This window comes from Streptomyces sp. NPDC005494, from assembly GCF_042872025.1.
GTDB lineage: Bacteria > Actinomycetota > Actinomycetes > Streptomycetales > Streptomycetaceae > Streptomyces.
Genome location: NZ_JBIAJR010000001.1, coordinates 96,335 through 111,504, shown reverse-complemented (window position 1 = coordinate 111,504; position 15,170 = coordinate 96,335). Strand labels below are relative to the sequence as shown.

At 70.5% G+C, this 15,170-nt stretch carries 13 protein-coding genes; all 13 read left to right on the top strand.

Annotated features, from left to right (window positions below):
• The first annotated feature begins 112 nt into the window (after positions 1-112).
• The 13 genes from ACFYQ6_RS00545 to ACFYQ6_RS00485 all read left to right on the top strand — a co-directional run bounded on the left by ACFYQ6_RS00545 (position 113) and on the right by ACFYQ6_RS00485 (position 15,133).
• Positions 113-769 carry a GntR family transcriptional regulator gene (locus ACFYQ6_RS00545; RefSeq protein ID WP_361580268.1) on the top strand — a complete coding sequence of 219 codons (657 nt, stop codon included), beginning with the start codon at positions 113-115 and terminating at the stop codon, positions 767-769.
• Between the two features lie 50 nt (positions 770-819).
• A complete protein-coding gene (locus ACFYQ6_RS00540) occupies positions 820-1,722 on the top strand; it encodes a dihydrodipicolinate synthase family protein (RefSeq protein ID WP_361580270.1) in 903 nt (300 codons plus the stop codon).
• A complete protein-coding gene (gene araD / locus ACFYQ6_RS00535; RefSeq protein WP_388759480.1) occupies positions 1,719-3,464 on the top strand; it encodes an L-arabinonate dehydratase in 1,746 nt (581 codons plus the stop codon). The genes ACFYQ6_RS00540 and araD overlap by 4 nt, the downstream gene beginning before the upstream one ends.
• 121 nt (positions 3,465-3,585) lie before the next feature.
• A complete protein-coding gene (locus tag ACFYQ6_RS00530; protein WP_356736315.1) occupies positions 3,586-4,521 on the top strand; it encodes a sugar ABC transporter permease in 936 nt (311 codons plus the stop codon).
• Positions 4,518-5,435, top strand: a complete 918-nt coding sequence (locus ACFYQ6_RS00525; RefSeq protein ID WP_361580275.1) for a carbohydrate ABC transporter permease — start codon at positions 4,518-4,520, stop codon at positions 5,433-5,435. The genes ACFYQ6_RS00530 and ACFYQ6_RS00525 overlap by 4 nt, the downstream gene beginning before the upstream one ends.
• Positions 5,436-5,440: 5 nt before the next feature.
• Positions 5,441-6,796, top strand: a complete 1,356-nt coding sequence (locus tag ACFYQ6_RS00520; protein ID WP_361580277.1) for a pectate lyase — start codon at positions 5,441-5,443, stop codon at positions 6,794-6,796.
• Positions 6,793-7,965 carry a Gfo/Idh/MocA family oxidoreductase gene (locus ACFYQ6_RS00515; protein ID WP_361580279.1) on the top strand — a complete coding sequence of 391 codons (1,173 nt, stop codon included), beginning with the start codon at positions 6,793-6,795 and terminating at the stop codon, positions 7,963-7,965. The genes ACFYQ6_RS00520 and ACFYQ6_RS00515 overlap by 4 nt, the downstream gene beginning before the upstream one ends.
• On the top strand, positions 7,962-8,786 hold the full coding sequence (locus ACFYQ6_RS00510) for a PmoA family protein (protein ID WP_361580281.1): 825 nt from the start codon (positions 7,962-7,964) through the stop codon (positions 8,784-8,786). The genes ACFYQ6_RS00515 and ACFYQ6_RS00510 overlap by 4 nt, the downstream gene beginning before the upstream one ends.
• Positions 8,783-10,330 (top strand): family 43 glycosylhydrolase, encoded by a 1,548-nt coding sequence (locus tag ACFYQ6_RS00505; protein ID WP_388759475.1) that lies wholly within the window; start codon positions 8,783-8,785, stop codon positions 10,328-10,330. The genes ACFYQ6_RS00510 and ACFYQ6_RS00505 overlap by 4 nt, the downstream gene beginning before the upstream one ends.
• Before the next feature lie 26 nt (positions 10,331-10,356).
• Positions 10,357-11,409 carry a right-handed parallel beta-helix repeat-containing protein gene (locus ACFYQ6_RS00500; protein WP_361580285.1) on the top strand — a complete coding sequence of 351 codons (1,053 nt, stop codon included), beginning with the start codon at positions 10,357-10,359 and terminating at the stop codon, positions 11,407-11,409.
• 44 nt (positions 11,410-11,453) lie between these two features.
• Entirely contained in the window at positions 11,454-12,788 is a 1,335-nt protein-coding gene (locus tag ACFYQ6_RS00495) for a sugar ABC transporter substrate-binding protein (RefSeq protein ID WP_361580287.1), read from the top strand.
• Positions 12,789-12,915: 127 nt separating this feature from the next.
• Entirely contained in the window at positions 12,916-13,740 is an 825-nt protein-coding gene (locus ACFYQ6_RS00490) for a rhamnogalacturonan acetylesterase (protein WP_361580289.1), read from the top strand.
• A 67-nt stretch (positions 13,741-13,807) separates the two neighbouring features.
• Entirely contained in the window at positions 13,808-15,133 is a 1,326-nt protein-coding gene (locus ACFYQ6_RS00485; protein ID WP_388759471.1) for a polysaccharide lyase family 1 protein, read from the top strand.
• The last annotated feature ends 37 nt before the right edge of the window (positions 15,134-15,170 follow it).

Below are 15,170 nucleotides of genomic sequence, written 5' to 3'. Positions count from 1 at the left end.
ATTTCTTCTGCCAGAAGCGTTGACGAAACATTCGCACCGCTCTAGCTTCATCGCGTCATACTTCGTACGTCATATATGAGACGCGATACGCGAGATGTGAGAGCACCTTTCCATGACCTTTGCGCCTGCCCCGATCCCTTCCAGGACCCAGTACGTGCTGGAGGCGATCAAGCACGCGATCCTCACCGCGCAGCTGAGACCGGGACAGGCCCTCGTGGAGACCGAACTCGCCGCCCAGTTCGGGGTGTCGAAGACCCCCGTCCGTGAGGCGCTGAAGACACTCGCCGGTACCGGACTGGTCGTCATGAGCCAGTACAAGGGCGCCACGGTCCGCCTCGTGGACGCCGCCATGGCCCGGGAGGTCTACGACGTGCGCCTGCTCCTGGAGCCGGAGGCGCTGCGCCGCACCATCACCCGGCAGGCATCGCTGGAAGCGGCCCAGGAGGCCCTGGAGCGGTCCGACTCGGCGATCGACAAGGCGGACAGGTCGCTCGCCAACCGCGACTTCCACCGGGCGCTCTACCTGCCCTGCGGCAACCCGCTGCTCGGCCGGATGCTCGACGAGGTCCGCGACCAGGCCGCACTCGTGTCGACCGTGGCCTGGTCGGCGATCCCCTCCTGGGAGCGCGAGGCGGCCGAGCACCGCGAGATCCTCAGGCTCGCGCTGGCCGCCGACGCGGATGCCGCCGCGGGAGCCCTGCACGACCACATCGCATCGTTCGTACGCCGTGCGTTCCCCGACGACGAAGACGGGGGTGACACGGCGTGAACCACCCGCTGGATCCGACTCACCAGCACTCCGACGAAAGGCCAGTCCGCATGGACATCTCCCCGCTGAAGGCGGCCCTCGCAGACGTAGTGGCGATCCCGGTGACCCCGTTCGCCGAGGACGGGAGCATCGACGTCCCGGCGCACCGCGTCCTGCTGAGGCGCCTGCTCGACGGCGGCGTCCGCATCGTCACCCCGAACGGCAACACCGGTGAGTTCTACGCGCTCACCCCCGACGAGCGGCGCACCGTCACCGAGCTGACCGTCGAGGAGGCCGGCGGGCGCGCCACCGTCCTGGTGGGGGTGGGCCACGACGTGCCCACCGCGGTCGCCGCCGCCGAGCACGCCAGGGACACGGGGGCCGAGATGGTGATGGTGCACCAGCCCGTGCACCCCTACGTCTCGCAGGACGGCTGGATCGACTACCACCGGGCCATCGCCGAAGCCGTCCCGGACCTCGGCGTCGTCCCCTACATCCGCAACCCGCTGCTGGCCGGTGAGGCGCTCGCGGAGCTCGCCGACAGCTGCCCCAACGTCATCGGCGTGAAGTACGCCGTCCCGGACGCCGCGCGCTTCGGCGCCTTCGCCCGCGACGCCGGCCTGGAGCGGTTCGTGTGGGTCGCAGGGCTCGCCGAGCTCTACGCCCCCTCCTACTTCGCCACCGGCGCCACCGGCTTCACCTCCGGCCTCGTCAACGTCGCGCCCGGCGTCTCGCTCGGCATGCTGGAGGCGCTGAAGGCCGGCGACTACACCGCGGCCATGAAGGTCTGGGAGCAGATCCGCCGCTTCGAGGAACTGCGTGCCGACCGGCAGTCCGCCAACAACGTGACGGTCGTCAAGGAGGCGCTGGCCTCGCTCGGGCTCTGCCGCCGTGACGTGCGCGCGCCGAGCCGGGTCCTGCCCGAGGCGCAGCGCGCGGAGGTCGCCGACCAGGTCGCCGGGTGGTCCATATGACGGACAACGGCACGACGGGCCGCCGCATCGCCCCCGAGGAGCTGCGCAGCCACCAGTGGTACGGCACGGACGGCCTGCGCTCGTTCAGCCACCGCGCCCGCACCCGGCAGCTCGGCTACCTCCCCGAGGAGCACCTGGGCAAGCCGGTCATCGCGATCCTCAACACCTGGTCCGACATCAACCCCTGCCACGTCCACCTGCGCGACCGCGCCCAGGCGGTCAAGCGGGGCGTCTGGCAGGCGGGCGGCTTCCCGCTGGAGTTCCCGGTCTCCACGCTCTCGGAGACCTTCCAGAAGCCGACCCCGATGCTCTACCGCAACATGCTGGCGATGGAGACGGAGGAGCTGCTGCGCTCCTACCCCGTCGACGGCGCGGTGCTGCTGGGCGGCTGCGACAAGTCCACGCCGGCGCTGCTGATGGGTGCCGCGTCCGTCGACCTGCCGACGGTCTTCGTGCCCGCCGGACCGATGCTGCCGGGCCACTGGCGCAACGAGGTCCTCGGCTCCGGTACGGACATGTGGAAGTACTGGGACGACAAGCGGGCCGGGCTCATCGGGGACTGCGAGATGGCCGAGCTGGAGAACGGGCTCGCCCGCTCGCCGGGCCACTGCATGACCATGGGTACGGCCTCCACGCTGACCGCCGCCGCCGAGGCGCTGGGGGTCACCGTGCCGGGCGCCTCGTCCATCCCGGCCGTGGACTCCGGTCACGACCGGATGGCCGCGCAGTCCGGCCTCCGCGTCGTCGAACTGGTGTGGCAGCAGCTGACGTTGTCGAAGATCCTCACGGCCGACGCCTACGAGGACGCCGTCGCCACCGTCCTCGCCCTCGGCGGCTCCACCAACGCCGTCATCCACCTGATCGCCATGGCCGGCCGCTCCGGGGTGAAACTCACCCTGGACGACTTCGACCGCATCGCCCGCACCGTCCCGGTCCTCGCCAACCTCCGCCCCGGCGGCAAGTACCTCATGGAGGACTTCCACTTCGCCGGAGGGCTGCCGGGTTTCCTGGCGCGGCTCACCGACGTACTCCACCTGGACCGGCCCACGGTCACGCATGGCACGATGCGCGAGCAGCTCGACGGGGCGCTCGTCCACAACGCCGACGTCATCCGGGAGCGCGACAACCCCCTGGCGGAGGAGGGCGGCGTGGCGGTGCTGCGCGGCAACCTGTGCCCCGACGGCGCCGTCATCAAGCACATCGCCGCCGAGCCCCACCTGCTGCGTCACACCGGACCCGCGGTCGTCTTCGACGACTACAAGGAGATGCAGCGCACCATCAACGATCCGGCCCTGGCCCTCACCCCGGACCACGTGCTGGTGCTGCGGAACGCCGGCCCCAAGGGCGGACCGGGCATGCCCGAGTACGGCATGCTGCCGATCCCCGACTACCTGCTGAAGCAGGGCGTACGCGACATGGTGCGGCTGTCCGACGCCCGCATGAGCGGCACCAGTTACGGCGCCTGCGTCCTGCACATCGCCCCCGAGTCCTTCGTCGGCGGACCGCTCGCCCTGGTCCGCACCGGGGACCTGATCACGCTGGACGTCGAGGCGCGGCTGCTCCATCTCGACGTGTCCGACGAGGAGATGGAGCTCCGCAGGTCCGAGTGGTCCGAGCCGCCCGCCCGCTACGGGCGCGGATACGGCGCGCTCTACCAGGACCAGATCACCCAGGCCGACACCGGATGCGACTTCGCGTTCCTGGCGAGGCAGGGAGAGGTTCCCGACCCGTACGCGGGCTGAACCGGGCGCACGGAATTCAGCGCACCACCTGTCCGGGATGCCGAACGGCATGCGGTAAGCGCTTGCACCATGCACCGAAAGCACGGCACATCCAGCACTTCCCAGAGATCGGAGACGCGTCATGGCCCACACAGCCGTGGCCACACCGCCGCCCAAGGCGAAGGCGACCAAGCGCCGCTCGGCAAGTCCCCGCCGCCTGCCGTACCTGCTGATCGCGCCCGCGGGCCTGCTGATGGTGGGCTTCATCGCCTACCCGGTCATCAGCGTCTTCTACTACAGCCTGCAGAACTACAACGTCACCAAGCCGTGGCGGAACGGCTTCGCCGGCTTCGACAACTTCACCCGGATCTTCACCGAGGACGACCAGTTCTGGTCGACGCTCGGCTTCAGCGCCCAGTGGGTCTTCACCCAGGTCACCCTGCAGCTCGCACTCGGCCTCGCGCTCGCCCTGATCGTCAACCAGACCTTCATCGGCCGCGGCATATCCCGCGCCATGGTCTTCTCTCCCTGGGCCGTCTCCGGCGTGCTGACCAGCACCATCTGGATCCTGCTGTACAACTCCTCGACCGGCTTCAGCCGCTACCTCGCGGACGCCGGGATCGGCGAGTACGGCACCTCGGTGCTCTCCGACACCGGGACCGTCTTCTGGGCGGCGACCATCTCCGAACTCTGGCGCGGAGTCCCCTTCTTCGCCATCCTCATCCTCGCCGACCTGCAGTCCGTCTCCAAGGAACTGTACGAGGCGGCGTCGGTGGACGGAGCGGGGCGGATGCGCCAGTTCTTCCACATCACCCTCCCGCACCTGCGCGACGCGATCATCCTCGCCACCCTGCTGCGCGGGGTCTGGGAGTTCAACAACGTCGACCTGCTCTACACCCTCACCGGGGGCGGGCCCGCGGGTGAGACCACCACCCTCCCGCTCTACGTCGCCAATACCGGCATCGAGGGCCACGACTTCGGATACGCCTCGGCGCTCACCACCGTCGCCTTCGTGATCCTCCTCTTCTGCTCGATCGTCTATCTGCGCCTGAGCAAGTTCGGAGGCGACCACAAGTGACTGCCGCACTCGCAGAGAAGAACAGCGCCCGCACGCCGGGACCGTCCACGGGGAACGACGTCCCGCCGCCCCCCGCCCACCGCCGTGCCAAGCGTGAGCGCGCCTTCGACGACGTACCGCGCTGGCAGATCTACGTGCCGCTCGGCATCTACCTGCTCTTCACGCTCATCCCCTTCTACTGGATGTTCCTCTTCGCCGTACGGCCCGCGGGCTCCACCTCCCTCGTGCCGTGGCCCATGACGGGGCAGCACTTCTCCAAGGTCTGGAACGAACGCAGCTTCGCGGTCTTCTTCCAGAACAGCATGCTCGTCGGCGTCGCGACGCTGATCGCGACGACGCTGGTCGCCCTGGCCGGCGGTTACGCCCTGGCCCGGTTCGACTTCAAGATCAAGGGCGCCTTCATGCTGGCGCTGCTCTGCTCGCAGTTCATCCCGGGCGCGCTGATGCTCGTACCGCTCTTCGAGATCTTCAAGAACCTCCAGATGATCAACTCCCTCGGGAGCGTCGTCATCGCGGAGACCGTCTTCCAGCTCCCCCTGTCGATCATCCTGATCAGCGGCTTCATCAAGAACGTGCCGGTCTCCCTCGAAGAGGCCGCCTGGGTGGACGGCTGCTCGCGCTTCAAGGCCTTCTGCGCGGTCGTGCTGCCGCTGCTGCGCCCCGGCCTGATCGCCGTCGGCTCCTTCGCCTTCGTCCACAGCTGGAACCACTTCCTGTTCGCCCTGATGTTCCTCAGCGAGCAGGACAAGCAGACGATCCCGGTCGGCCTCAACACCCTGATCGGCGCCGACAGCGTCGACCTCGGGGCACTGGCCGCGGGCGGTGTCATCGCCGCGGTGCCCGTGGTGATCGTCTTCGCCTTCATCCAGAAGTGGCTCATCACCGGCTTCAGCGCCGGCGCGGTGAAGGGATGACGGACATGATCCCGACGTCCCGTCCCCGGGCCGCCCGCCGCGTCGCCGCAGCGCTCGCCCTGCTGCTGGGCAGCCTGGCCCTCCAGGCCGGGGCCCAGGCCGCAACCGCGGCGCCGGAGGCCCGGCCCGCCGCCCCGGAGCGCGACCTCGGCCGCGAGGTCCTCCCCGCCGGCGACGGCTGGGCGGCCGAGGGCGCCGGAACCACCGGCGGCTCGACGGCGGACGACGCCCACGTCTTCACCGTGCGCAACCGCGCCCAGCTCGTCGCGGCGCTCGACGGCGGCAGTCCGACGCCCAAGATCATCAAGGTCGCGGGGACCGTCGACGCCAACACCGACGACCGCGGCCGGCGGCTGGACTGCGCCGACTACGCCACCGACGGCTACGACCTGGACGCCTACCTCGCCGCCTACGACCCGCGCACCTGGGGCGGCGCCAAGCCCGCCGGAGCACAGGAGGACGCCCGCAAGGCGTCCGCCGCCCGCCAGGCCGAACGCGTCGAACTGCTGGTCGGCTCCAACACCACGATCGTCGGCGTCGGCACGAGCGCCGTCCTCAAGGGTGCGAGCCTGCGGGTCGACGGCGCCGACAACGTCATCGTCCGCAACATCGCACTGCGCGACGCCTACGACTGCTTCCCGGCCTGGCAGCCCAACACCGGCGGACTCGGCGACTGGAAGACGGCGTACGACACCCTGTGGCTGCGCGGCGCCACCCACGTCTGGGTCGACCACGTCACCGCCGACGACAAGGGCCACCCCGACGACCGCGAGCCCACCTACTTCGGGCGCAACTTCCTGCGCCACGACGGGCTCCTCGACATCACCAACGGCTCCGACCTGGTCACCGTCTCCTGGAGCCGGTTCGCCGACCACGACAAGGCGATGCTGATCGGCAACGGCGACGGTGTCACCACCGACCGGGGCAAGCTCCGCGTCACCCTGCACCACAACGAGTTCCACTCCGTCGTCCAGCGCGCGCCCCGCGTCCGCTTCGGCCAGGTCCACCTCTACAACAACCGCTACGTCCTCCCCGGGGACGCCGACCACCGCTACTCCATCGGCGTCTCGACCGAGTCGCGGATCGTCGCGGAGAACAACGCCTTCGAGGCACCGGGCCACGTGGAGGTCGCCGACCTGGTCAAGAGCTGGAACGGCAGCGCCCTCACCCAGCGCGGCACCGTCTTCAACGGCTTCCCCGTCGACCTCGTCTCCATCTACAACGCCTACAACTCAGGCAGCGAGCAGGACCTCAGCCCCGACACCGGCTGGACGCCCGCCCTGCACGGCCCCGTCGACAGCGCCGAACGTGCCGCCGCCGACGTCGCCCGCGAGGCCGGAGCGGGGAGGGCGGGCCGATGAGCGCCACCACCCCCCTGCCCCTCGTCCTGGCCGGTGCCAGGGGCCACGGCCGCTGGCACCTCGCCAACATCCGCAGGCTCCAGCACCAGGGCCTGGTCAGGCTCGCCGGGATCTGCGAACTGAACCCGCTGACCGAGGACGAACTCGAAGCGTTCGCCGGTGAACTCCCGGAGCAGTCGTCCGACTTCGGCGCCCTCCTGGACTCCACCGGCGCACGCGCCGCCGTCATCTGCACACCGATCCCGACGCACACCGAGCTCGCCCTGACCGCGGCCTCCCGCGGCGTCCACCTCCTCCTGGAGAAGCCGCCCGCCGCCACCTGGGCGGACTACGCCCGCATGACCGAGGGCGTACGGGAGGCGGGCATCGCCTGCCAGATCGGCTTCCAGTCCTTCGGGTCCCACGCGGTGCCCGCCATCAAGGAACTCGTACGCTCCGGAGCCATCGGGAACGTGCGCGGCATCGGTGCCGCCGGCGCCTGGGTCCGCGACGACACCTACTTCCGCCGCGCCCCCTGGGCCGGCCGTCGCAGGCTCGGCGGCACGGACGTGGTCGACGGGGTGCTCACCAACCCGCTGGCGCACGCCGTCGCCACCGCTCTCGAACTGGCGGACCGCGGCACGGCCGAGGACGTCGCCTCCATCGAGACCGAGCTCTTCCGGGCCCACGACATCGAGTCCGACGACACCAGCTGCTGCCGCGTCACCACCACCGGCGGGCTGCCGATCACCGTCGCGGTCACCCTCTGCGCCGAGAAGGCCGGGGAACCGTACGTGATCGTGCACGGTGACCGGGGCCGCGTCACCTTCTGGTACAAGCAGGACCGCGTCCTCGTCCAGCGCGCCGGCCACGGCCCCGAGGAGGCCGTGCACGGGCGGACCGACCTCCTGGAGAACCTCGTCGACCACCTGGAGCACGGCACCGCGCTCCTCGTACCGCCGGAGCGCACGGGCGCCTTCATGCGGGTCGTCGAAGCCGTGCGCACCGCACCCGACCCCACCGCCCTGCCCGCAACGGCCTGGCACACCCGGCCCGACGGGCCCGCCGGAGGGGACCGGCGTGTCGTGCGTGGCATCGACGGCACCGTCGCCGCCGCCGCCGACACCCTCACCCTCTTCTCCGAACTGGGCGCGTCCTGGGCGCGCCCGAGCGAGGTGAGCACACCGTGACCACCGCACTCCTCAGCTGCGCCGGACGCCCCGTGGGCCGCTACACCTACCGGCCCGGGACGGACAGCCGACCCTACCTCCACCCCGTCACCACCCTCGCCGGAACCCCCGTCACCGAGGAGCGCCCGGCCGACCACATCCACCACCTCGGAGCCTCCGTCGCCGTGCCCGACGTGGCCGGACACAACTTCTGGGGCGGACGCACCTTCGTCCGCGGCCAGGGACCCACCGAGCTCGACAACCACGGCACGCAGCGCCACATCGGCTGGAAGCTCCGCGACCCGGACGGTTTCGTGGAGGAGCTCAGCTGGGAGGCCGCCGGCACCGAACTGCTGCGCGAGCACCGCACGGTCGCCGTCGCCGAACTCTCCACGACGGCCTGGGCGCTGGACTTCTCGTTCTCCCTGACCAACCGGGGCACCGGTGACCTCTCCATCGGCAGCCCCGCCACCAACGGCCGTCCCGGCGCCGGATACGGGGGCTTCTTCTGGCGGGCCCCCAAGGAGGCCCGGCCGCCGGCCGTCTTCAGCGGGACGCTCGACGGCGAGGAGGCCGTGCACGGCAAGGCGGCCGACTGGCTGGCCCTCGCCGGGGACGGCTGGACCCTCGTGTTCGCCGGTGCGACCGAGGAGACCCGGCGCGACCCGTGGTTCGTACGGACCACCGAGTACCCGGGCGTCGGCTCGTCCCTCGCCGCGGACCGGCGGCTGCCCGTCGCCGCCGGAGCCACCGTCGTACGCCGGGTCGTCACCGTCGTCGCCGACGGACGCCTCGACCGCGACGCCGCCGCCGCCCACGTCCGGAAGGCGGTCGCCGCATGACACCGGTCTGGAGAGCCGACCTCGGGGACGGCACCTACCGCAACCCGGTCCTCAACTCGGACTGGTCCGACCCGGACGTCGTGCGCGTCGGCGACGACTACTACCTCACCGCGTCCAGCTTCGGCCGCGTCCCGGGGCTGCCCCTGCTGCACTCCCGCGACCTGGTCAACTGGACGCTCATCGGCCACGCCCTGGACCGGCTCGGGCCGGACGCGGACTTCTCCGTACCCCGGCACGACTGCGGCGTGTGGGCACCCTCGCTGCGCCACCACGCCGGACGCTTCTGGATCTTCTGGGGAGACCCCGACCACGGCATCCAGCAGATCAACGCCGAGGACATCCGCGGACCCTGGAGCGCCCCGCACCTCGTCAAGGGGGGCAAGGGCCTGATCGACGCCTGCCCCCTGTGGGACGAGGAGACCGGCGAGGCCTATCTGGTGCACGCCTGGGCGAAGTCCCGCTCCGGCGTCAAGAACCGGCTCACAGGGCACCGGATGAGCCCCGACGGACGCGAACTCCTCGACGAGGGCACCACCCTGATCGACGCCGACACGATCCCGGGCTGGTTCACCCTCGAAGGCCCCAAGCTCTACCTGCACGACGGGTACTTCTGGATCTTCGCCCCCGCCGGGGGAGTGGAGACCGGCTGGCAGGGTGCCTTCCGTTCGCGGACCTTCGACGGTCCCTACGAGGAGCGCGTCGTCCTGGAGCAGGGCCGCACCGAGGTCAACGGCCCGCACCAGGGCGGCTGGGTCCGTACCGCGGCGGGCGAGGACTGGTTCCTGCACTTCCAGGACCGCGGCGCCTACGGCCGGGTCGTGCACCTCCAGCCGATGCGCTGGGAGGCGGGCTGGCCGGTCATCGGCGACGAGGGCGAACCCGTCCTCGTCCACCGCCGGCCCCGCGCACCGGAGCAGGCCGCCGGGGCGCCGGCGTCCAGCGACGACTTCCCCGGCGGGCGCCACGGCCGCCAGTGGCAGTGGACGGCCAACCCCCGGCCCGGCTGGACCGTCGGGCACACGGGTGACGGACTGCGGCTGAGCTGCGTACGCACCGCGTACGCCCACGATCTGCGGGCCCTGCCCAACGTCCTGGTGCAGCGGCTCCCCGCGGAGGAGTTCACCGTCGAGGTGGGCATCACCCTGGACACGGGCGAGCCGGGCGCCAAAGCAGGGCTCGCCATCCTCGGTGACGCCTTCTCGTGGATCGGCCTGGAGGCCGGGGCGGACGGCACGGCACAGCTGGTGCACCGGTACGCCGAGGCCGTGGCCGAGCACGAGCGGGACGCCGAACACCCCCGCCCCGCACCCGGGGCAGAGGTCTGGGTCCGGATCGAGGTCACCCGGGGCGCCCGCTGCCGCTTCTACGCCGACACCGGCGACGGCGCCGGGTTCCGCCGTTCCGGCCAGGTCTTCGCCGCCACCCCCTGGCGCTGGGTCGGAGCCCTGCTCGGCCTCTTCGCCACGGCACCGGCCGGCACGGGGCCTTCGGGCACCGCGGGTTTCACCGCATTCCGCACCAGCGAAAGACCACGCACCTCCTGATTCCGCACCGCTGTATGGGAGCCGCAATGACGCACCTCCGTACCGAGCGCACCAGAACGAGGACGCTGTTCACAGCCCTCGCCCTCGCCGCCGCCTTCCTCCTGCCCACCGTCCCGGGCGAGGCGACGGCCGTCCAGCAGGGCGGCGGCCGGCCCGCGGGCCCGCACGGATTCGCCTCGCTCGCCGGGGGCACCACCGGGGGCCAGGGCGGCAGGGTGGTGACCGTCACCGACCAGGCAGGCCTGGAGAGGTACGCCGGTGCCGAGGAGCCCTACGTCATCAGGGTGGCCGGATCCATCGCGGTGGAGCCGTTCGGCGCGGACATCGACGTCGCGTCGGACAAGACCATCGTCGGAGCCGGAGACACCGGGGAGATCGTCCACGGCGAGCTGCACCTGAACCCCGGCACCAGCAACGTCATCATCCGTAACCTCACCATCCGCGACTCCTACATCGAGGGCGACTGGGACGGGAAGACGACGGACTTCGACGCGATCCAGATGGACTCGGCCGACCACGTCTGGATCGACCACAACCGGCTGACGCACATGGGTGACGGGCTGCTCGACATCCGCAAGGACAGCCAGTACATCACCGTGTCGTACAACCACTTCGACAACCACAACAAGGCGCTCGGCATCGGCTGGACCGAGAACGTCCGGACGCAGATCACGATCGACCACAACTGGTTCAGCGGCACCAAGCAGCGCAACCCGTCCGCCGACAACTGCGCCTACGCCCACCTCTACAACAACTACCTCTCCGCGCAGGTCGCGGACGGGGACCCCACGTGGACGTACGGCAACTGGGCGCGCGGCGCGACCAGGATGGTCATCGAGAACAGCTACTACCAGGACGTCCAGCACCCCTACCAGGCCGACGCCACGGCCGAGCTCGTCCAGCGCGGATCGATCCTGAAGAACACCACCGGGCGCACCGACGCCCGGGGCGCCGCGTTCGAGCCGCGTGACTTCTATCCGTACACCCTGGACCGCGCCGCCGACGTGCCGAAGCTCGTGACCAGGAACGCCGGCCCGCAGAGGCACATCGGCAACGCGCCGCACGGCACACACCACTGATTTCCCCCCACGTACGCGTACAGACCCGAGAGAGAAGAGCCGACATGAACATCTCGAAGACGCTCCGGGGGCGTGCCGCGACCGCGGTGTCCCTCACGGCGGTCCTGGCCCTCGCGGCCACCGGCTGCGGTGACGACGGCAGCAGCTCCGGCACGGAAGGCAGCGGCAAGGGCGAGATCACCTTCTGGGACAACAACGGTGGTCCGCGCACCGCGATCTGGACCGAGATCATCAAGGATTTCGAGAAGGCCAACCCGGACATCGAGGTCAAGTACGTCCCGATCCCGATCGCCGACGTCCAGTCCAAGTACGACACGGCCATCGCGGGCGGCGGTCTGCCCGACGTCGGCGGTGTCGGTACGGCCTACCTGGCCAACATCGTGTCCCAGGAGGCCCTGGAGCCGGTCAACGACCGGCTGGAGAAGTCCGCCCTCAAGGGCAAGCTCGTCGAGGGCATGGTCGAGAGCGTCAGGGACGCCGGCGGCCGGGGCGACGACATGTACTCCGTACCGACGTCCGCGAACAACGGCGCGCTCTGGTACCGCACCGACCTGTTCGAGCAGGCCGGCCTGGAGGCCCCCACCACCTGGGACGCGTTCTACGCGGCGGCCGAGAAGCTCACCGACGCGAAGAAGAACAAGTTCGGCTACACCATCCGCGGCGGCGCCGGCTCCATCGCGCAGGCCCTGGACGCGATCTACGGCCAGACCGGCATCACGGAGTTCTGGGACGGCGAGAAGACCACCCTCAACGACCCGAAGAACGTCGCGGCGCTGGAGAAGTACGCCGCCCTCTACAAGAAGACGACGCCCGCCGCCGACGTCAACAACGACTTCACCAAGATGGTCGCGCAGTGGGACACCGGCACCATCGGGATGCTCAGCCACAACCTCGGTTCCTACCAGGACCACCTGAAGGCCCTGGGCGAGGAGAAGTTCGCGGGCATACCCGCGCCCACCGGTGAGACCGGCAAGCGCGTCCAGGTCTCCAACCCGGTCGACGGCCTCGGCCTCTTCCGTTCGAGCAAGAACAAGAACGCGGCCTGGAAGTTCATCGAGTTCGCGGCCTCGCACGAGTCCAACAGCAAGTGGAACAAGTCCGCGGGCGCCATCCCGGCGAACACCGAGGCGGCCGGGGACCCGTGGATCAACGAGACGGAGCCGACGGCGCTCGCCGCCAAGGCGCTCACCGACGGCTCCACGACCATCGTCAACCTGCCGTACTACCTGCCCGACTGGAACAACATCAGCAAGGCCGACAACGAGCCCGAGTTCCAGAAGCTGCTCCTCGGCAAGATCACGGCCAAGGCCTTCCTGGACAAGATGGCCGATGAGCTGAACGCCGCCCAGAAGGAGTGGAAGGAACTGGGCAACGGCTGAGCCGCCGCCCCGCCACACCTCGGCACCCCGGTGACCGGGGGACCGGCGGCGGTCCGGGTCGCGTCCCGCCGCCGGTCCCCCTCCACGTACCACCTCACGTTTGTCATCCGAGAGAGGCAGTCATCCTGTGTCACTCACCCGCAGACGGACGGCCGCCGCGCTCCTCGCGCTGCCCCTCGCCCTCGGCGCCACCCCCGCACTCGCGGCCGGCGGCCGAGGCGGGCCCCGGCGCCGGACGCTGCACATCGCGGGCGACTCCACGGCGGCCCGGAAATACGCCGACGCCGCCCCGGAGACCGGGTGGGGCATGGCCCTCCCCTTCTTCCTCGGCCGCTCCCTCACCGTCGCCAACCACGCGATGAACGGCCGGAGTTCCAAGAGCTTCATCGACGAGGGCCGGCTCACCGCCCTCCTGGAGGGCGTCCGCCCGGGCGATCTCGTCCTCGTCCAGTTCGGTCACAACGACGAGAAGACCGAGGACCCCACCCGGGGCACCGACCCGTACACCACCTACCAGGACTGTCTGCGCAGGTACATCGACGGCGCCCGCGCGCGTCGCGCGACACCCGTGCTGCTCACGCCCGTGGAGCGCCGCCGGTTCGCCGCGGACGGCACCGCCAGGGCCACCCACGGCGAGTACCCCGCCGCGATGCGCGCCCTGGCGGCGGAGGAGCAAGTGGCCCTCCTCGACACACAGGCGCTCTCCCTGGCCCGCTGGCAGGAACTCGGCCCCGACGGGACCCTGGCGTACTTCAACTGGCTCGAGCCCGGTGAGTCGCCCAATTACCCGGACGGCAAGCAGGACAACACCCACTTCGCGCCGAAGGGCGCGATCGAGGTGGCCCGCACCGTCGCCCGCGCGCTGCTGGACGGGCGCGTGCTCGCCCCGCGCGATCTGCGCCGCCTGGACGATCCGGTCCCCGAGACGTGGATCACCTGGCCGCAGGCCTGATCCCCGCTCCCTCCCGGCTCCTCCCGCACATCTCTCCTTTCCCGCGTACGACAGTTAAGGATTCGCCATGCCCGCACGCATGAGACATGTCCGCGCCATTGCCGTGGTGATGGGCTGTGCCTCGCTGGCCCTCGCCGTGAGCGTCCCCGCCCAGGCGGCCTCCCACGGCCAGGGGATCGAACGCGCCGTCCTTCCCTCCGGCGACGGCTGGGCCTCCGCCGAAGGCTCCACCACCGGCGGTGCCGAGGCCGCCCCCGAGCACGTCTACACCGTGTCCAACCGGGCGGAACTCATCGCCGCCTTCGAGGAGGCCGGGGACGCGCCGAAGATCGTCAGGATCGCCGGCACCGTGCACGGCAACTCCGACGCCGACGGCACCCCGATCGGCTGCGAGGCCTACCAGCAGGGCGGTTACACGCTGGAGAAGTACCTGGCGGCCTACGCCCCGGCCGTCTGGGGCAGCGACACGGTCCCCTCCGGCCCGCTGGAGGACGCCCGCGCGGCGTCCGCGAAGCTGCAGGCCGCCGCCGTCAACGTGAACGTCCCGTCCAACACCACGCTCGTCGGTGTCGGCAAGGACGCCACGATCATCGGCGCCAGTCTCCAGGTCAAGAACGTCTCCAACGTCATCGTCCGCAACATCTCGTTCGAGGACACCTACGACTGCTTCCCCCAGTGGGACCCGACCGACGGTGACCAGGGCGCCTGGAACTCCGAGTACGACAACCTGGTCGTCTACGGCTCCCGCCACGTCTGGGTCGACCACAACACCTTCAGCGACGGCGACCGCCCTGACGCCGACCAGCCCCACTACTTCGGGCAGGTCTACCAGCAGCACGACGGTCTCTTCGACATCGTGCGCGGGGCCGACCTCGTGACCGTGTCGTGGAACGTCCTCAAGGACCACGACAAGACCATGCTCATCGGCAACAGCGACGGCGCCGGCGCAAGCGACCGCGGCAAGCTCCGCGTGACCCTGCACCACAACCTCTTCAAGGACGTGAAGGAGCGCGCGCCCCGCGTCCGCTTCGGCCAGGTCGACTCGTACAACAACCACTTCGTGGCCACCGCCGGCAGCGCCTACGGCTACACGTACGGCATCGGTGCCGAGTCCAAGCTCGTCGCCGAGCACAACGCGTTCACCGTCCCCAAGGGCTTCGACAAGGCCACCATCCTCAAGAAGTGGTCCGAGTCCTCGCTCACCGCGGAGGACAACTACGTCAACGGGCGCAAGACCGATCTGGTCGCCGTGCACAACGCGGGCGTTCCCACCGAGCAGCTCACCGAGGGCGCCGGCTGGACCCCGACGCTGCGCACGAAGGTCAGCCACCCGCTGCTCGTCCCCGTGCTGGTCGGCCTCAAGGCGGGAGCCGGCAAGGTCTCCGGCCGCTGATCCCCCCTCCCCATGAACCGGCCGGAGCGGCACCGCA